This window comes from Haloarcula amylolytica (genome assembly GCF_049705545.1).
Lineage (GTDB): Archaea > Halobacteriota > Halobacteria > Halobacteriales > Haloarculaceae > Haloarcula > Haloarcula amylolytica_B.
The window spans coordinates 494,469-512,231 of record NZ_JBNAMU010000002.1 but is presented as its reverse complement, the minus strand read 5'-3'; the positions used below and the strand labels follow the sequence as shown (position 1 = coordinate 512,231).

The following is a 17,763-nucleotide window of genomic DNA, read 5'->3' as shown; positions in this document are numbered from 1 at the left end:
AGTGGACGGAGTCATTGGCTATCTCCGCCGTAACCGCCCATGCCGAAGCCCAGCTCTCCGTAATCGTCCTCGGTATCGGTGGTGGTCGCCGTTTCAGTGGGCGTCGCCGTTTCAGTGGGCGTCGCCGTTTCGACCGACGCGAACTCGACCCAGTTGAGGACGAACCCGTTGTTGATCGCTTCCAACCGGAGGACGTGTTCGCCATCGGCATCGATAGAGACATCCGAAAGCGTCGCGGTCTGGTATGTGTACCAGTCACCAGTGGTCGGGACGTCGAGCGTCCCGAGAGACGTGCCGTCCAGCGTGACGTCTATCTGCCTGCCGGACTTTTCCGTCGCGACCCGGAACGTGATGTCGTACGTGCCCGGTGTGACATCGACAGTGTACTCCAGCCACTCGCCGTCCTTGAAGTAGCCGACGCTGTACCCGTCGTCGCCGTCCTGAGACGGTTCGACGTCGACGGAGGTGTCGCGATACGTCCCGCCTCTGTTCTTCTCATCCGTATCGTGGTACGAAACTTCCTCACCGCCGACGTCGAAGTCCTCCGCCTGGATCCGTCCGGGTATCGGTGCTGGTCCGTCTCCGTACGGGGTCTGTGTCGGGCCACTCGATGGTTCGCTCCCCGTCGTGGCCAGGAGCGTGTAGTCACCCGCGGCGTCTTTGATGTCGACAATCTGGACGTAGTGGGACCCGTCTGTACTGGTCGTCACGGGAAGCACGACTGCAGTGTCCGAGCTCACGTACATCTGGTTCAGCAACTGTCCGGTGGGCCCGAACAGCGCCATCACGCTGACGCCCGCGTCGGAGTTCCGATCGTACTGGACGTACAGATCCTTCCCGCTCGCGACGTCGAAGGAGTACCAGTCGACCTCCGCAGTCGAGAGAGTTCCGCTCACCGTCGTTTCGAGCGTAACGGCAGTGGCATTGTCTCGGTGGTCATTTGGCTCTGATTCGGAGACCGACGAGACGCTCTCGACCGAATCGAACTCCGTGACCAGCGGCGCGCCACCGTAGCCATAGCCTGTCGCCGAAGCCTCTCCAGTTAATGACTCACTACCGCTAACTAAACCAACAGATGCAGCGACTGCTCCGAAGGCTTTGAGCCAGGACCGCCGACTCACCCGAGTCGGTGGGAGTGCATCGTCTTCGTCCGCCGATACAAGTTCGGGATCGTTCGATCGATTCGCTTCTGTGTCTTTCACAACGTGGTAATTCCTTATTACTCTTTTAATCTATGTTGCAGAGTGGGTCTGCTTCGGTACAAAGAATAGTTCAGTTGCTATTTGTTGCATACCATTAAATAGATAATATCTTAAAATAATAGTAGAAATGAATAGACAATCCCGGATTTAGGATGTTCTTACCGGCCCAGATGACCACCTTCACCGTCTCAAGACTCGACGACACCTAGCGGGTCTGTCTTCCGAGCGAGGGCTACAGATATCCCAAGTCTCGGAGCCGTTCCTGTGCGAGGTCCTGGCCCACGTCGGTCTCACCGGGGTCCGTCGGGTCCTCGGCGGATATTTCTGGACGCGTCTCCTGATCGTAGACCAGCCACGGGACCTCTACGAGTTCCGGGGTGTAGATCCCGGGCGGATGGCCGTATTCTCTCAGCGGAATCGGAAATGCGCTCGTGCCGAACATCTGGCCGTGGTCGGACGTAACGACGATGCGGCCGGGCAGGTCAGAGAACAACTGTTCGATGTGTGGCAGGACCTCGTCCAGATTCTCGGCGTAAGCCTGCCGCACCACGTCTTCCGGAATATCGATCTCTCCACGGCGTAACTTGTCCCACTCGAAGTTCAGTCGGTCGAGATCGAAGTGCTCTCGACCGATCGGACCGATGAACGGGTAGTGTGGCTGCAGGAAGTGGACGAAAAGTCGCTTGTTGGGATACTCCGCCCTGGCTTTCCGGGTCGCGTCGGCCATCGTCTCAGGCATGACGGTTCGACACGTCTCGTCCCACCCCTCTTCCTGCCAGACGTTGATCACGTCGTGGAACTGGGTGTCGATCCTGTCACGGAGGCGGTGAAGCATCGGACTCCCGGTGACGTAGACGGTGTCGAGGAACTCCCTGCCGTGGAAGTTCGCTCTGAGGAACTCTTTAGTGGAGGAGCTCCGTGAAACGACTTTCTCGAGGTTACCGGGGAGCGTGTTCCGCTCCTCGAACAGGTCGTATTTGCAGGCGTCAAGGATACACAGCGTGTCCCAGTCTCGCTCGAAGACGTCGAGCCCCTCCTCGTTGTACGGGCGGGTCTTCAGCCGCCGGTAGTAGAGCCGATTGAATTCTTGCAGGATACGTCGGGGATCGTCGATCCCCTGTTTCAACGAACTGACGGAGTACATTTTGACCTACTATAGCAACGTACGTAGCATTGTTATAATCCGCAAAACTCCGTCAGGTACGATCGGTGAACCGAGAGGCCGAGCGATCTCCAACCGGCAAAGCGTCACTGGCACTCTACCTCTGACAGATAGAAGACCTTCGGAGCCCGTCCACCGCCCCAATCTCGCGGTCTCCGGCAGGTTACGAGCACGGCACTCCTCTCGACCGCTCTATGTGTGTTGTGGACTCCAACGAAATACTGTGTACACCGCTTGTGCCGCGAATGTATGCACTTGCTACTTAATTAAGCCGATAGTTAACAAAGAGTCTCGGTCGGATACTCATACCGGAAACGAATGCGCATTCTCCGCGTCGCACAGGATATTTTCCCTGATATGATCGGTGGAGCACCGTATCACATACACGCACTGAGTCGCGACCAGGCCGAACGCGGCCACGACATCACTGTGTTGACGATTTCGAAGGACGACTCGAAGCCTGCCAGAGAGGAGCGAGCGGGGTACGAAATCGTCCGTCAGTCCCCGAAACTGGACGTGTTTGGGAACGAACTGTTCTCCGGGACGCTGCGCTACCTCCGGAACAACGACCAGTACGACGTCGTCCACGCTCACTCGCACCTTTTCTATTCGAGCAACGTGGCCGCCGCGTTCGCCAGAATCAGCGACATCCCCTTCGCCGTCACCTGCCATGGGCTCATCTCCCAGCGTGCCCCAGAACTGATCTCCCGGTTCCATCTCGGCACAGCAGGCCGGTTCACGTACAACTCCGCCGACGTCACGTTCTGTTACACGGACGTCGAACGCGAGAAACTGCGTGACCTGGGAGTCGATTCGGACATCGAAGTCATCCACAACGGGATCGACTCCAAGCGGTTCTCGCCGACAGGCGACACCCACTCGCGAATCGCCGAGGCGGCGGGACCGACGGTCATCTTCGTCGGTCGGCTCGTCGAGGGGAAACGACCGCAAGACGTCCTCTCCGCCTTCGAGTCGGTTCACGACGAGCATCCCTCGGCACGGCTATTTTTCTGTGGTAGCGGCCCTATGCGCGAGGAACTCGAACAGGAGACCGAACGGGCGGGAATTGCGAACGCGGTCGAGTTCCTCGGACGCGTCCCGTACGAGGAGATGCCGTCCGTGTTCCGGGCGGCCGACGTCTTCACTATCGCGAGTCGAACTGAGGGGTTCCCGCGGACGGTGATGGAGTCGCTCGCGTGTGAGACCCCAGTCGTCAGCACACGTCTGGAACAGACCGCGCCGGTCGTCAAGAACGCAGGCGAGATAGTGCCTGTAGGCGATACCGCCGCACTGGCCGACGCGCTCAGTGGCCTCCTCACCGATCCGGAGTGCCTCAACCGACTGGGGCGGAACGGCCGCGAGATCGTCACTTCGAACTACGACTGGGCTGAGACGGTTGAGTACACCACACAGGCGCTGGAGCGTTTGGACCAGTCCACAATTAGGAACGGCCGGGACAAGCGAACGGCCGAGGAAGCCCCGCAGATCCAGTGACTGTAATAGCGACGCGCCACCGGACCTGTACTTTCTGGGACGCCGGGTGACCGGACGCGCAGCAGAAACTCACGGACGCAAACGATGGCTGATCACGCGCCGATCCCGCGTTCTCCCTTACGTCGTGTGTAGGACGTAATCGCCCGTTTCGACCACCGATTGGTGAGTCCCATTCGGGCTCGCTGCTAGCCGGGCCGTAATAGGTTCTTACTTAATATACCTGAGTTACACAACAGACTGTGAAGCGGGTCGTGACTTCAATCGAAGAACCTGGGGGTCGACATAGTTGATGAGTTTCGTGACAGGAACAGACGAACGGCTCGACAACCTCTTTCGAGTCGTCGATCACAACGCGCAGGGATACATGGTGGGTGCACTGTCGGTGCTGCTACTGACCGAGTGTGTCCTGTTTCTCACGATCGAGCCCGCGACGGGGTACGAGACGTCCATCGTTACGGCACTCCCGCTTGCATACTGGGTGTTCTTCTACACAGTTCTCTGTGGTGGGATCCTACTGATGCTAGTCGCTGCGGCGACAAACACGACGTACTGGAAACACGGCCTGTCGCTGGTGATCGCGAACTACCTCCTCTATATCTTCCTGCCCGTCGCCCGTGGCTACAGACTTTACGGGCGCGGTGAGGCAGACAAGTTGCGCCACCTAGGACGCGTAAAGGGCCTGGTGAACACCGGCTCACTGCCCGGTATCTGGTACCCCGGGGAGCACGTTCTGATGGCGGAGCTGAACATGCTCGGGATGCCACTTGAGAGCACCTCCTACCTTCTGGCGTTCCTCTTTACCACCGTCCAAATCATCGGAATCGGCGTCCTTCTCCGGCACTTTACCGGCCAACCAGGGAGTATGGCCATCGGCCTCGCCGCCGGGACGCCTCTCCTCTACACGACGTTCCACCTCTCGATTCACCCGGCTATCCTGTCCTTCATGCTGTTCCCGGTGATTATCCTGCTGCTGGAACGGTACCGCCGGACGAATGCGAGCGAGTATCTATTCCTGTTGATCCTTTTTGGCTTCCTCATGATCTATATGCACCCGATGACCACCCTGTTCATGATAGGGTTGATACTGGTCTCGGCGGTGATCACGCGACTGTACAACGCATACACGGGGGAATCTATCCCCACGCTCAGTCTCCGGTTGGCGGCAGCATTCCTCCCGATACAGTTCGCGTGGATTACCGGCTTCCAGCAGACACGATTCGCTGTCGTCAATATGTTTGGGCCAGACAAAGGGCCATCACCAGCAGCGAGAGAGATGATGTCCGCTGCTGCAGTGTCGTTCACGCCGACGCAGTTGTTCTGGAAGTTCATGAGCCTGTACGGCACCGTTTTCCTATACTTTGCACTGGCTGGACTGTTCTTGCTGGTCATTGCCGCCGCCTACTGGCGCGGCGACAGACGGTATCACTGGGGATTCGCGGGCACGCACTACATAGCCGGTATCGCGCTAGCGATGCTGTTCCTCCTCAGAGATATGATCGTTCACGGAAACATCCGCCTCTCGAGGTATGCTATCCTGTTTGCGACAATCATGGTCGGCATGAAAATGCTTTACCTCTTCGAACGTCGGAATTCTTGGGTGACGCCGGTCGTCGCAGCGGTCATTCTACTGGCCGCTGGACTTGGTGCGAACGCCGCCTACGAGCCGAACCGACACCTCACACACACCGAAGCCGACGGAACTGAGTATCTCGCCTCCAACCACGACCTCGGAGAACCGATCCACTCGATGGTCATGTCGCACAAGGCGAAAGACTACGCGCTCGGCTCTGACAGTCCCCGGCTTTATCCACCAGGGTTCGAATCTGAGAACGACATCCCGCCTGGCCTTGGATACGACGATCCAGACGCCACAGCTGCAGGAACCTTTGGAGACAGCTACGTCGTCACGAAGACGTTCGACAGGAAACGCAACACCGCCGAGTATCTCACCGATGACCAACAGGAGTTCCTCTTCCGGTACGGCGACAAGCATATGGCCCAGCTTGGGCGGGACCCGACGGCGAACAGAATATACGCAAACGGCGGGTTCACCGGTTGGGCTGTCGCCCCGCCAGCGGACGAGGATCCCAACCAGTAACTCCGCCATATCGCTTGAGGGTATCGCCTAAAACACTCACGACGGTTCCTCTGTTCACTGTAACTCGTCTCCCCTGATTCTGCTTGCTACGGAATCAACGTGACACCGCCAGCTACTCGACGGGTCCAGACGGAGTGACGATACCGGCCCAACGGGCTTGACGAACGGGCGACAAGAATATTATCAGTCGACGACGTAGCCGAGATCGGCGAGCTGGTCTTTTACGTCGTCGCTGAAGTCGGCCGCTGCGGCCGTGTCGATACTCGGGCTATCGATTTCCGACAGCCGCCGGTCCAGTTCAGCGCTGAGTTCGGCACGCTTGGAGGGGTAATCCTCCGATACATCGGTCTGTTCGTCGGGCAGCGCGAACAGCTCGGCGCTGTCGTTGCTACGCTGGAACCTGAACGTGTCGGTCCGGATCGCACTCAGCCCCTCTTCGTGGAGGTCACTGGCGTCGAAGTCGGGGTTCGTCTCCCATATTTTCTTCAGGGCGCTCTCGATTCCGGGTCCGCGCTGACTCAGCGCGTGCGAACGCTGCTCCGTCTGCAGATCGATCCCGTGGAGCCCGTCGGTGTCTCCACCCGCGCGTTCGACGAGAGTTCTGATGATGTCGAGGTGCTGGATGAGTTCGTCGCTCTGGTCAACCAGTGCGTCGAGTCCGTGGACGACCGCCGGAACCCGCGTCAGTCCGTCGTGGAGGACGAACTTGTGCCCGAGGAGCCCCTGCTCGCCGAGCAGGTCACCGTGGTCGGCGGTGACGACGAAGACTGTGTCGTCAAGCGGGAGCGCTTCGAGATGATCGAACAGGTCTCCGACGAGTGCGTCGCTGTACGCGACCAGCGTGTCGTACATGACCGACAGCGCGTTCCAGTCCTCCTCGGTGAAGGCTTCGGTCTTGCCGATAGCTGTGTGGAGGTCCGCCGTATGCCGAAACGCGCGTTCACTCGCTGCCCGTGGTGACTCGATCAAGTCGCTTTCGAAGGTGTCCTGCCACGTCGGCGGCGGGTAGTACGGAACGTGCGCACCGTGATAGTGAGCGGAGACGAAGAACGGGTCGTCGGACTCGGCACAGGCCGACAGCTGGTTTTTGACGATCTCGTTGACCAAGTAGTCCGGTCTGTGTTTGGTCTTTTCTCTGGTGAAGCCGCCGGAGTGCGTTCGGATTTTGAGAAAGAATTCGAGCAGTGTCCGGGCCGGGACTTCGCTTACGAACTCCGAGGGCATGATCTCCTTGAACTCCTCGAACCCCCTGTCGAGGCCAGTCGCCTCGCTGAAGTAGTGGTTCGCCGAGACGCCGACGGTGTGATAGCCGACGTCACGAAATCGCTCGGCGACAGTGTCAACGTTCTCTGAGAGTACGTCGGTGTCGTACCCGGTCCGATGATACTCCGGGTAGGTTCCGGTGGCGATAGAAGCTGCAGAAGGGAGCGACCAGTTGGCCGCCGCGATACAGGTATCGAACGCGACGCCGCTCGGCCGGTTCGCGATCGACTGGAGGTTCGGTGTTGTCTCTCTGTCGTATCCGTCAATCGATGTGTGGTCCTGACGAACACTGTCTAGCGTGATCCAGACGACATTGGGTCGTTGGGTAGGAGACCAACTCATTGGGAGAAAAGACCATTTCACGAGGCTTTGTTAGTAACAAACTATGTCCGTCGACCCACGCCACCATTCAACCCTGTCAGCCCCAGCACCCCTTCTGATGCTGTGCCGGTGTCGCCCGACCCGGCAGGGTTTCATCCGGCCCCGGTATCGACGACTCTACCGTGGGTCTCTCCACGGTTGGGCGCTGACGTTTTCGAACGGCGTCCCGGGTGTGGATAGTATTACCTCTCTTATTCCCGACTGATACGGGCGCGAGGCCAGCGTGTGGTGTTTTGAGTTGCATAACTATTACTCTCGGTTCAGAACAAACGACAATGGCAGCGAAATCTCGGCCGAACGTATTGTTCGTCGTGCTCGATACCGCCCGGGCACAGACAGTACTTCGGGGGCTCGATACGGGGTTGGCACCGACGATGTCACGTATCGCTGCGGAGGGAACCACGTTCACCGACGCGACGACGACAGCACCGTGGACTCTCCCATCACACGCCGCCATGTTTACGGGCGAGTATACGTCTAATCATGGCGTAAACGCCGGAAATATTTCATTCGCCCCCGACACGTCCCCGCTCGCGATGCAACTCACCGAGGACGGCTACCGGACTGCCGGTATCTCGGGCAATGTCTGGATCAGCCCTGAGTTCGGCTTCGACGCCGGCTTCGAGCGGTTCTCGATGTCGTGGGACCTCTTCTGGGACGCGCCAGATCTCTCCAGCGTGATCAGCGACCGGAACACGACCGCCGACGGGCAGTCACTGCTCGAGATCTTCCGCGGCCAGTCGGCAAGGGGGCTCGTGAAGGGAGCGGCGACCGCTGGGTTCGCGAAGTTCCTTGCTGCCCGGAAAGACGACGGTGCGAAACACGCGACATCCCGGACCATCAAGTGGCTCGACAGACACGGCACGGACGACCAGCCGTTCTTCTACTTCCTGAACTACATCGAGCCACACCTCCCCTACGAGCCACCTGGCGAGTACATCGAGGAGTACCTCCCAGACGGCGTCTCCCGCGAGTCTCTCGACGATCTGAATCAGGATCCCTGGGAGTACATCGCAGGAGACGAATCGATGTCCGATCGAGATTTCGAGACGCTCAACGGGCTCTACAGGGCCGAAATTGCGTATCTCGACTCGCAACTCGAGCGACTGTACGAGTCGCTGGCTGATCTGGGGATTCTTGACGAGACTGCCGTCGTGCTGGTCGGTGACCACGGGGAAAACATCGGCGAACACGGGCTGATGGACCACCAGTACTGTCTCTACGAGACGCTGACCCACGTCCCGCTACTAATCCGGTATCCCGAGGAGTTCGCGGCTGGCGAAACCGTCTCCGGTCCTGTCGAGATCCGCGACCTGTATCCGACAGTCCGCGAACTGGCCGGCCTCCCGACGACTGACGGTGAAAGCGTGTCCACGAACAGTTTGCTCCCGGACGACGGGGCGCCTTCGACGCGCGAACACGCCATCTCCGAGTACCTGGTACCCCAGCCGGCCCTAGACACGCTCCGCGAATCCGTCAGTTCGTTCGATCCGTCTGCGGAGCGCTTCGACCGGGCGCTCCGTGCGATCAAGACCGACCGGTGGAAACTGATCGAATCGCCGAACCACGTCGAACTCTATGACCTGCAGGCGGACCCCGACGAGCGACGCGACCTCTCCGGCGACCGACAAGCGGTCAGTGACCGACTCCAGCGAACGCTCCGAGACGAGGTCGGCGAGCTGTCTCGGGGGAGCGCAGACGACGAGAAGATCAGCGAGCAGAACAGAGAGCGCCTGGAAAATCTCGGGTATCTCCAGTAGCCATGTCGGACACGCAAGCCAGGACTGCCCCCACTCTTGTCAACCCAACACACACTACCGGAAAGTCGCTCCGACACCGCCGCCCGGCGGCCGGTGCGACGAACGCCGGTCGAGACAGGCACCGATGAAGGGACCACTCGTCAGCGTCGTCCTGCCGACGTACAAGCGACCGGGGAAACTTCGGGACGCCGTCGACAGCATCCTTGGGCAGACCTACGACCCGGTCGAACTGGTTGTCGTAGACGACCACTCGCCAACACCCGCCTCGGAGACGCTCTCGGACACGGCGTTCGGCGATACCCGGGGACGGATCATTCGACACGAGGAGAACAGGGGCGCGAACGAGGCCAGGAACACCGGTATCGAAGCCTCGAACGGCGAGTACGTCGCGTTCTTGGACGACGATGATACGTGGCGACCGAAGAAGCTGGCGAAACAGGTATCGACGTTCCGCGAGAGCGGCTCCGCGGTTGGCGTCGTCTACACGGGGACGGAGTACGTGTACGACGACTACTCACGGTCGTACGTCTACACCCTCTCGGGCGACGTCACGACGGATCTCCTCCAGGGGGGCAAGCTCGGAGAGTTTACGACGCTCATGGTTCAGCGTGACGTGATAGCGAAAGCCGGCTTACCCGACACCCGGTTTCCGAGCTGGCAGGACAGAGACTGGATGATCCGCCTGTCTCGTCACTGCGAGTTCGGCGTGGTCACCGAACCGCTCACCGTCCGCAACCTCCAGATGGACAACGAGAGTATCAGCGACAATTTTGAGGCAAAGCGAGACGTGTCGTATCCGCTGTTGCTTGAAAAACACCGCGAGACCGCGGGCGAGTACGGACTTGAGGACGAATTCGTGGCTGCCACGAGCGAAGCGCTCGGACGCACCGCTCTCAAGTACGGCTACTACGACGACGCCCGGAAGTACCTTCTCAAAGCGCTGTACTGCGACCCAACGAAGCAGTCCCGATGGGCCTATTCGCTCGCCTCGCTCGGTGGCGTGTTCACCTACCGGCCCGCGAAGGAACTCGTCCGCATCTTTCACGAGGTCCGCGACCGACCGACGGTCCGATAGCGTCGCACGCGAGACGGCGACCTCAAATCTCGTCGGTCGGATCGTCGATGTCGACCCGGCAGCGCGGTCGTAGTGACTTCTCGCTGTCGCTGAGACAAGACAGTGAGATGATCGTATTCGGGTTCAGGAGTGACGTCTGGAACGACACGTGGTCGCCGACGTCCATCCCGTTGTACAGCGCCCGCGATGTCTCGTACTCGACCGGCGTGTCGTCATCCGGGGCGCTCGCACTGTCCGCGTGGTGTCGCAGCCCCACGAAGAACCGCAGTTCGTCGTACCGCGAGCGGAGTTGCTGTGCAGTCGCATCATCTACAACGCCGGGTGCCCCCTCGAACAGTCCGTCGTGCCGCGACGCGATTTCGGTACCGTCGGCGCCTGTCCGGGCTATCTCGATGACGTCACTCCCTTCGACCCCGACGAATCGCTTCTCGACGACCGCCGCCTGATTACCGCGAAACAGCCGTTCGATCAGCGATCTGACGCCCGTCAGCGGCCCGAGCGCGGCCATACCGAGGACTGTGCGTCGGTTCACTGAGCTGTGCTCCCGCGTCTGGAGACTGTCCGTGTCCGTCGTCGTGTCTCGGGTCATCACGCAATCGCCTCCACCATCGACTCGAGGTTCTGTTTCACTTTCCAGTCGAAGCTGAACATCAGGACCGTCGCGAACGCGGCGTAGGCGACCGCTCCGACGACTACCAGGAGTAGGAACTCCGCGACCGGTGCCCCGAGGTCGAGGTTCCAGTCGACGTACATCACGACTGCGCCCATCCCGACGCTCGCGAGCAGCGGGTAAGACACTTCACGGAGGATCCGAAGCGGGGACGTCTGCACCGAGCGTGCGATGAGGTAGATGTCGATCGGCATCATCGGGAAGATGTACACCCCCAGAATGAGTCCGGCGGTGCCTTCGATCCCATACCGCATCGTAGCGGGATAGATCAGTATCGCGAGCAGGACGACCCGCAAGGCGGACAGTTTCGTGATGTAGTCCGGCCGGCCGATGGCCTTCCAGACCGGCCCCATCGTGGCTCCCATCGATCGCATGAGTCCGTACAGTGCCAGGAGTTGCATCACCTGGACCATCGGCTGCCAGGCCGGTGTAAAGAACGCCCGGATGAACGCGGGAGCGACTGCCACGATACCGATGGCGGCCGGGAACGACAACAGGGTCGTCATCCGGAGCGTCTGCAAGTACCCGGCACGGAGTTTCTCGACGTTGCTCTGGACCTTCGAGTACGCGGAGAACGTGACACTCGAGATCGTGTGCGTTATCTCGGTCGCCGGCGCGTTCGACAGGCGGTACGCGAGCTGGTAGAACCCGAGCGCACTCGCCATGAGCGCCCAGCCGACGAACGCGTCATCGCCCTTGCTGTAGAGGAAGTACAGTATCGAATTGGCGGTGATCCACTTCCCGAAGCCGAGCCGCTGTTTGGCCAGGTTGAGGTCGAACTCCGGCCACGGGCGGAAGTCGTGTGCCAGGTAGGAGACCACGAAGCGGGTGAGGTCACCGGCCAGATAGCCGAAAATAAGCGCGTACACGCTCGGATCGAACAGCGCCCATCCGACTGTGACCAGAAAGTAGGCGCTCGCACCGCTGACCCGGTAGACGAACTCCTTGTGGAAATCCAGGCTTTTGTGGAAGTAGACGACTGCGGGGTTCCGGAGGCCAACGATGACCGGGGAGAACGCGATCACCCTGACCACGTTCTCTGCCGCCGGTTCGGTAAACAGCGAGGCAATGAACGGCGCACCTAGGAACAACACCGACCCGATGACTATCCCGCGAGCCGTCTCCATCGTCCACGCGGTGTTGAGTTCGTGGTCGACGTCGTCTTCCTCGGCCTGGATCAGGGCCGCTTGGATCCCTAGCTCCGAGAAGTTTTTCAGCGACGCGAGAGTGAGCAGTGCGATCCCCATAATACCGAACGCCCGTGGGGAGAGCAGCGATGCGACGATGACGAGCAATGAAAGTTCCAGTCCACGCTCGGTGACATTCATAACACCGACCCAGACGCCGCTCTTGACCGTCTGCTCCATCAAGTCCTCACCGTATGGCAGTAGTCGCTTTAGGACTGTTTTCAGTCGCTCTTTCATATCATCAGTTCCTCTGTCGAGTCTCTATTCGAGTATCGAGTCTTGTCACTAGTTACCCGTATGCTAGATCCGCCCCTGAGATATCGACCGTCGGCGCGGACCCGGTCAGGTAGGATAGTGGTCATACATAGAGATAGTTGCAATATCGATTTCACGTTGGTATAATGTTCGGACATCGTGGGATTGTTATATTCAGTGTAACGTGTCAATCCGTCTTCCCTTGAGCGGAACTGGGGAATTTAGGCTACAAATGGGGTTGTGATCTCGGCTCGGCGACCAGTCTCGGTGAGGGTACACGTACCCAAGCGCTAACCGTCCATCAATCTCGGCCGGATAAACTGTTGTCTCACTGAGGTCTCGTCCACGATCACTCCGGCGGGAGAGGAGAGAAATGTAGTGTATTCTTTCCCTAAATGATGGTGCGACCAGGGGCCTGGCCGACTATTCCGTGCATTCACTCTATATACCTGGGCGATATGTTGAATATTTTTCACTGTTCCGAACCGAAGTGGAATATACACAGTGTAACTGAGGAAAGCGTGGAATAACAATGTGAGTTGTCTGCCAATATAAAGGCGAGTTCGGGGAACGGTTCCACGCGTCCCCCGACGAAGGTAAGTATGATTCACGCACAATTTGTTGGCCGGTGGGCAGGAGTAGACAGTTCCGTCGGGCCGGTGTCGACATCCTCCGTACGACACAAAACCGCGTCCGAGGGGGCGGTGACTTCGGAGTGTCCGCCTCGAGAACTCACTGCGAAGGTATCGTCGGTGCGGGTACGGGGGGAAACGTAGCAATGGACCGCAGGGGTGCGCAGCAGAACGTCCCACTCGACACGGTAGAAGAGACGACCCAACGCCTTCCGGCGGTAGGCCTGGTAGCCACACCTGAGAACGGCGACTGGATCGCCAGCGAGATAATTCGCATCAAGGAGAACGGCTACCGCGCCATCGTAACGGCGAGACGAGACGAGGACTACGAAGCGCTGCGATACGCCCGGATGCTCGGCGCGAAAGTCCTCAGTCCGCCGTCAGACTGGACGACCGCCCCTGATGCACAGGAGCGCCTGACGGCTGCCGCACGGGCGAACGGCTACCCAGGACTCCTATATCATACTGACACTTCACAGCGGATCGACTTCGAAGCGAGCTACGAAGCGTTGCGATCCTCTGAACGGTTTGTCATCGAGGCAGCGGTCGAACCCGTCGTGGAGTCCGCGACACGGATCCTCGTCGGGATACCAGCGTACAACGAGGCGTCATCGATAGCGTCCGTGGTTGAGGTCGTCGATACTTACGCCGACGAGGTTCTCGTCGTCGACGACGGCAGCGACGACGACACCGCAGCCGAGGCCAAAAAGGCAGGCGCGACGGTCGTTGAACACGAGACAAACGGTGGCTACGGGGCGGCGCTGAAGACGATATTCACGCAGGCTAACCGCTGTGACGCCGACCACCTCGTCATCCTCGATGCCGACGGTCAACACGACGCCAGCGACATCTCGAACCTTGTCCGCAAGCAACGCGAAACCGACGCGCACATCGTGATCGGCTGCCGGTTCGGCCAAGAGGCGGAAACAGAGATGCCGCTGTACCGGCGGTTCGGACTCAGTGTCATAAATCTGCTCACGAACCTCAGTCTCGGTATCTTCAGCGCCGAATCGCGAGTCCGGGACTCCCAGAGCGGGTTCCGTGCCTACAACCGGGAGGCTATCGCGTCGCTCGCCGCCGATGACTCGATAGGTGACAACATGGACTGTAGCCTCGACATCCTCTATCACGCCCACTCGAACGGCTACCAGATCGAAGAGGTCCCGACGACCATCGACTACGATGTCGAGAGCGGGAGTAGCCACAGTCCGATAAACCACGGCATAACGCTCGTGATGAACATCGTTCGAACAATCGAGCGAGAACGACCGATCACGATGCTCGGCGTGCCCGGCGTCGTCTCGATCCTAATGGGCTTCGCCTTCGCCTACTGGTCGTTCTTCAACTACCTTCAGTCAGGTGAGTTCCCGATTGGCCTCGCCCTGTTCGCGTCATGTCTCGCTATCGTGGGTATCCTGGCCGCCTTCACCGGAATCATTCTCCACTCCCTCGAAGTATATCGGCAGTGATCTAGTTTTTCGTGCGGCGTGATCACGTGGTGGTCATCCACCTCCCGAACGCCGTACACTACTGTTATCCGTGGTAATCGAGGGGTCCCACCGGCCGCGTCGTGATGGGTCGACCTCGAGTAGAAGCCGGGGTTGTTCGGACATTTATTGGGGTATTACTAAACCACAGTGCCACCGTGGAATATACGAAAACCGATGGACCTTACAGAGTTCGCCGGTACGTCTGTGCTCGTCACCGGTGGCGCGGGATTTATCGGGAGTCACATCGCCGACATGGTCGTCGATCACGCTGACGTACGAATACTCGACGACCTTTCGAGTGGCTCCCGTGACCATGTTCCGGATCAGGCGACGCTGATCGAAGGCGACATCCGTGACGAGGACACCGTCGAGCGGGCCATGGATGGCATCGACTTCCTCTTCCACGAGGCTGGACTGGTGAGCGTCCCCGAATCACTCGAGCGCCCGATGGATTGTCACGAAATTAACGGGACGGCGACGGTCCGCCTGCTCGAGGCGGGGCGGCGGAACGATAGTCGGGTCGTCATTGCATCCAGTGCAGCGATATACGGCCACCCCGGGCACGTCCCGGTGCCGGAGGACGCCTCGAAGGACCCGCAGTCGCCCTACGGTATCGAGAAACTCAGCGCCGACCACTACGTACAGACGTACGCGGCGCAGTACGATCTGGATGCCGTCGCACTGCGGTATTTCAACGTCTACGGGCCGCGACAGAGCGGCGGCCAGTACAGCGGTGTGATCAGCGCGTTCGTCGACCAAGCGCGCAGCGGCGGTCCGATCACTGTCGAGGGCGACGGCGAACAGACGAGAGACTTCATCCACGTCGACGACGTCGTAGACGCGAACCTGCGAGCGGCGACCATCGACTCGGCCGAGACGGCCTTCAACGTCGGAACGGGCACCAGCGTCACAATAAACGAACTCGCAGAAACGGTCCGCGACATCGTCGATGCAGACGTCCCGATAACGCACGTGGACCCGCGTCCGGGCGATATCCGGCATAGCAAAGCCGACATCAGCCGTGCCCGCCGGGAACTCGATTTTGACCCGACAATCCAGCTCGCCGACGGCCTCCCCACCGCCCTGTAACGCTTTCGCCAGGGCTGGAGAGTTCTCATTTCGAATTCGATGGCAATTCCCCCGTCGAACGATGGAACCTGCTTCTCAGTTCGACGACGCCGGCAGCAGGTCGCCGTTCTCGACCATCGCTTCCAGTGGGTTGTCGGCAATCTCCAGCGGGAAGTCGATCCGGCCGCGCTGGCGGGCAGACTCCCAGCACCCGAAGATCAGCTCGGTCGCCTGAAGCGCGTTGTCCGCGCCGAGTTCTGGCTGCCGACCACTGTCGAGCGCGTCGACACTGTCCGCGATTGCGCGGTCGACGAATGTCTCGGGGCGGGTCTTCTCGACGGATACGCCCGGCAATCGGGTGCTCAGCTTCTGCTTGGCGGCGTCGATGATCGTGTTTCGCGGGCCGTGGATCCCTTCGCCACCCGTATCGACAGTCCGCCAGGACCCTCTCGACCGAACGCGGAGCGGGGCCTGATCACCGCCGATCTCGATAACACCATCTTTCCCAAGGAGCCGCATTTGACAGTCGATGATACCGCCGTCACCCGTGGACGCGAGCCCGTTGACCCCGTTCGTGTACTTCCACTGGGCGATGGCCTGGTTCTCGTTGTGGGCGCCGAACTGGACGTTCTCCTCGCTGTATTCGATCCCCGCCATGACCCACTTCGCCATCGCTTGGTCGGTAAAGAAGCCACAGAGGTCGAATAGGTGAGACCCATAGTCAAAGAGGTTCTTCCCGCCCAGTTCGATCCGTTCGAGAGATCCGACTTCGCCGCTCTCGAGAACGGTCTTCGCTTTTCGGAACGGCTTCCCGAACCGCCTCTGGTGATTGAACGTTAGCTGGATCCCGGCACGCTTGCACGCGGAGGCCATCTCCCGACAGTCTTCCCACCGTGTTGCCATCGGCTTCTCGCAGTGAATCGCGTCCATCACCCCGTTCTCTGCGCAGTCTAAGACGATGGGCGCGTGGACGTGCGGCGGAACACAGACGCTGACGATGTCGGGCTCGATGGCGTCCAGCATCTTCTGGCTGTCCGTGTAGACGTTGTCCTCGGGGATGCCCCATCGCTGTGCGAACTGCTTCGCGTTCTCCGGGATGATGTCTGCACAGGCTGTTAGTTCACACGAGTCCAGCCTGCTGTATGCGCCCGCGTGTCTGTACGCCATCGCAAAGCCGTCAGTGTCCGGGTCGTCGGGATCTTCCCCTGTCCCGATGACTGCGACAGTGTAGGTCATCGATTGAAAATGGAGTAGTAGACTCAATAGTAGTAACCCCGTACTCCGTCGTCCCTCAGCACGGTCCCGCGACCGCGCTGCCTGCGCCGCAGAGGCAGGGACAACCGCAGTTCGTCGGCCGTTCGTGACGACTACACAGGCGTCTCCGCCCTCACCGGGACAATTAAAAAAGTACCAACGAATCCGAACTGACCCGAGATGGGTTGTCGACGATCATGTCGGTCCCGGCCAGGAGGGGCGAACTGGTCTGGGCGACGACGCTCGTCACCGGGGGAGGATACCTTGAGGGCGGGTATCGATCGCTTCCCGAACCCTGCCTCGTACTCGCCGTGCGGGTTCTTCCCACAGTATGAGCTGACTACTAAAACCTCTCTCGTGTTGAGTAGGGATCGAGAATGAGGGACCTTCGGCGACGCGGACGTATTACTGAAACGACTAACAGCCCTCCGGTGGATACGTGCCGATATCGATGACATCTGACGAGGAACTGGAGACTGCGGAGATGGACCGTGCGACGCGTCGGACTGTCCTCGCGGTCGTCGCTTCAGTAGTTTCCTTCGTCGTCGCGGTCGCGCTCGAGCGTGAGGTCTTCTACCGTGGATACGGCACGGGTAACTACGGTTCCGACGACTACGGTGGGTGAACCATGAAATTACAGACCGATCTGTCAGACACGAACATGTCGACACTGAGCCACCATCGGTCCATTCTCTGATTCTTTGAGACGACGGACCCGACCAGCAGCGGTCGTCCTGTCATCGTGTGGCGTCGCACGCGCTTGACAGTAACG

13 protein-coding genes are annotated in these 17,763 nt (G+C 59.8%); 7 read left to right on the top strand and 6 right to left on the bottom strand.

Translation table 11 applies throughout. From position 1 onward, the window contains the following. Positions 1-11: 11 nt before the first annotated feature. Both ACOZ4H_RS18965 and ACOZ4H_RS18960 read right to left on the bottom strand, forming a co-directional pair. Positions 12-1,202, bottom strand: coding sequence for a carbohydrate-binding protein (locus ACOZ4H_RS18965; protein ID WP_424330826.1), 1,191 nt, complete (start codon positions 1,200-1,202; stop codon positions 12-14). A gap of 232 nt (positions 1,203-1,434) precedes the next feature. Continuing rightward, on the bottom strand, positions 1,435-2,346 hold the full coding sequence (locus tag ACOZ4H_RS18960; protein ID WP_424330825.1) for a hypothetical protein: 912 nt from the start codon (positions 2,344-2,346) through the stop codon (positions 1,435-1,437). A 336-nt stretch (positions 2,347-2,682) separates the two neighbouring features. Here ACOZ4H_RS18960 and ACOZ4H_RS18955 point away from each other — a divergent pair, with 336 nt between their 5' ends. After that, entirely contained in the window at positions 2,683-3,858 is a 1,176-nt protein-coding gene (locus ACOZ4H_RS18955; RefSeq protein ID WP_424330824.1) for a glycosyltransferase family 4 protein, read from the top strand. A gap of 289 nt (positions 3,859-4,147) precedes the next feature. Further along, the gene (locus ACOZ4H_RS18950; RefSeq protein WP_424330823.1) at positions 4,148-5,956 is read left to right on the top strand and encodes a hypothetical protein; all 1,809 of its coding nucleotides are present in this window, start codon (positions 4,148-4,150) and stop codon (positions 5,954-5,956) included. 183 nt (positions 5,957-6,139) lie between these two features. Here the strand turns inward: ACOZ4H_RS18950 and ACOZ4H_RS18945 are convergent, their stop codons facing one another. Next, a complete protein-coding gene (locus tag ACOZ4H_RS18945) occupies positions 6,140-7,561 on the bottom strand; it encodes a sulfatase (protein ID WP_424330822.1) in 1,422 nt (473 codons plus the stop codon). Positions 7,562-7,875: 314 nt separating this feature from the next. On the opposite strand from ACOZ4H_RS18945, the gene ACOZ4H_RS18940 reads away from it, so the two are divergent. Continuing rightward, positions 7,876-9,360, top strand: coding sequence for a sulfatase family protein (locus tag ACOZ4H_RS18940; RefSeq protein WP_424330821.1), 1,485 nt, complete (start codon positions 7,876-7,878; stop codon positions 9,358-9,360). 124 nt (positions 9,361-9,484) lie between these two features. Further along, on the top strand, positions 9,485-10,435 hold the full coding sequence (locus tag ACOZ4H_RS18935; RefSeq protein WP_424330820.1) for a glycosyltransferase family 2 protein: 951 nt from the start codon (positions 9,485-9,487) through the stop codon (positions 10,433-10,435). Positions 10,436-10,457: 22 nt separating this feature from the next. On the opposite strand, the gene ACOZ4H_RS18930 is transcribed toward ACOZ4H_RS18935, so the two are convergent. Continuing rightward, a complete protein-coding gene (locus tag ACOZ4H_RS18930; RefSeq protein ID WP_424330819.1) occupies positions 10,458-11,024 on the bottom strand; it encodes a hypothetical protein in 567 nt (188 codons plus the stop codon). Beyond that, complete coding sequence (locus ACOZ4H_RS18925) at positions 11,024-12,529, bottom strand: lipopolysaccharide biosynthesis protein (RefSeq protein ID WP_424330818.1); 1,506 nt, start codon at positions 12,527-12,529, stop codon at positions 11,024-11,026. Before ACOZ4H_RS18925 ends, ACOZ4H_RS18930 begins: the two co-directional genes overlap by 1 nt. Positions 12,530-13,325: 796 nt before the next feature. Between ACOZ4H_RS18925 and ACOZ4H_RS18920 the strand changes: the two genes are divergently transcribed. Continuing rightward, complete coding sequence (locus ACOZ4H_RS18920; RefSeq protein WP_424330817.1) at positions 13,326-14,648, top strand: glycosyltransferase family 2 protein; 1,323 nt, start codon at positions 13,326-13,328, stop codon at positions 14,646-14,648. A gap of 195 nt (positions 14,649-14,843) precedes the next feature. Further along, on the top strand, positions 14,844-15,758 hold the full coding sequence (locus ACOZ4H_RS18915) for an NAD-dependent epimerase/dehydratase family protein (RefSeq protein WP_424330816.1): 915 nt from the start codon (positions 14,844-14,846) through the stop codon (positions 15,756-15,758). Positions 15,759-15,833: 75 nt separating this feature from the next. Here the strand turns inward: ACOZ4H_RS18915 and ACOZ4H_RS18910 are convergent, their stop codons facing one another. Further along, the gene (locus ACOZ4H_RS18910) at positions 15,834-16,973 is read right to left on the bottom strand and encodes a Gfo/Idh/MocA family protein (RefSeq protein WP_424330815.1); all 1,140 of its coding nucleotides are present in this window, start codon (positions 16,971-16,973) and stop codon (positions 15,834-15,836) included. Between the two features lie 469 nt (positions 16,974-17,442). Here ACOZ4H_RS18910 and ACOZ4H_RS18905 point away from each other — a divergent pair, with 469 nt between their 5' ends. Next, positions 17,443-17,616 (top strand): hypothetical protein, encoded by a 174-nt coding sequence (locus tag ACOZ4H_RS18905; RefSeq protein ID WP_424330814.1) that lies wholly within the window; start codon positions 17,443-17,445, stop codon positions 17,614-17,616. The last annotated feature ends 147 nt before the right edge of the window (positions 17,617-17,763 follow it).

What these genes read in the sequence shown, in the direction of transcription:
- ACOZ4H_RS18960 (WP_424330825.1), bottom strand. Translation starts at nt 2,346, where the DNA reads ATGTACTCCGTCAGTTCGTTGAAACAGGGGATCGACGATCCCCGACGT.
- ACOZ4H_RS18955 (WP_424330824.1), top strand. Translation starts at nt 2,683, where the DNA reads ATGCGCATTCTCCGCGTCGCACAGGATATTTTCCCTGATATGATCGGT.
- ACOZ4H_RS18950 (WP_424330823.1), top strand. Translation starts at nt 4,148, where the DNA reads ATGAGTTTCGTGACAGGAACAGACGAACGGCTCGACAACCTCTTTCGA.
- ACOZ4H_RS18945 (WP_424330822.1), bottom strand. Translation starts at nt 7,561, where the DNA reads ATGAGTTGGTCTCCTACCCAACGACCCAATGTCGTCTGGATCACGCTA.
- ACOZ4H_RS18940 (WP_424330821.1), top strand. Translation starts at nt 7,876, where the DNA reads ATGGCAGCGAAATCTCGGCCGAACGTATTGTTCGTCGTGCTCGATACC.
- ACOZ4H_RS18935 (WP_424330820.1), top strand. Translation starts at nt 9,485, where the DNA reads ATGAAGGGACCACTCGTCAGCGTCGTCCTGCCGACGTACAAGCGACCG.
- ACOZ4H_RS18930 (WP_424330819.1), bottom strand. Translation starts at nt 11,024, where the DNA reads ATGACCCGAGACACGACGACGGACACGGACAGTCTCCAGACGCGGGAG.
- ACOZ4H_RS18925 (WP_424330818.1), bottom strand. Translation starts at nt 12,529, where the DNA reads ATGAAAGAGCGACTGAAAACAGTCCTAAAGCGACTACTGCCATACGGT.
- ACOZ4H_RS18920 (WP_424330817.1), top strand. Translation starts at nt 13,326, where the DNA reads ATGGACCGCAGGGGTGCGCAGCAGAACGTCCCACTCGACACGGTAGAA.
- ACOZ4H_RS18915 (WP_424330816.1), top strand. Translation starts at nt 14,844, where the DNA reads ATGGACCTTACAGAGTTCGCCGGTACGTCTGTGCTCGTCACCGGTGGC.
- ACOZ4H_RS18910 (WP_424330815.1), bottom strand. Translation starts at nt 16,973, where the DNA reads ATGACCTACACTGTCGCAGTCATCGGGACAGGGGAAGATCCCGACGAC.
- ACOZ4H_RS18905 (WP_424330814.1), top strand. Translation starts at nt 17,443, where the DNA reads ATGACATCTGACGAGGAACTGGAGACTGCGGAGATGGACCGTGCGACG.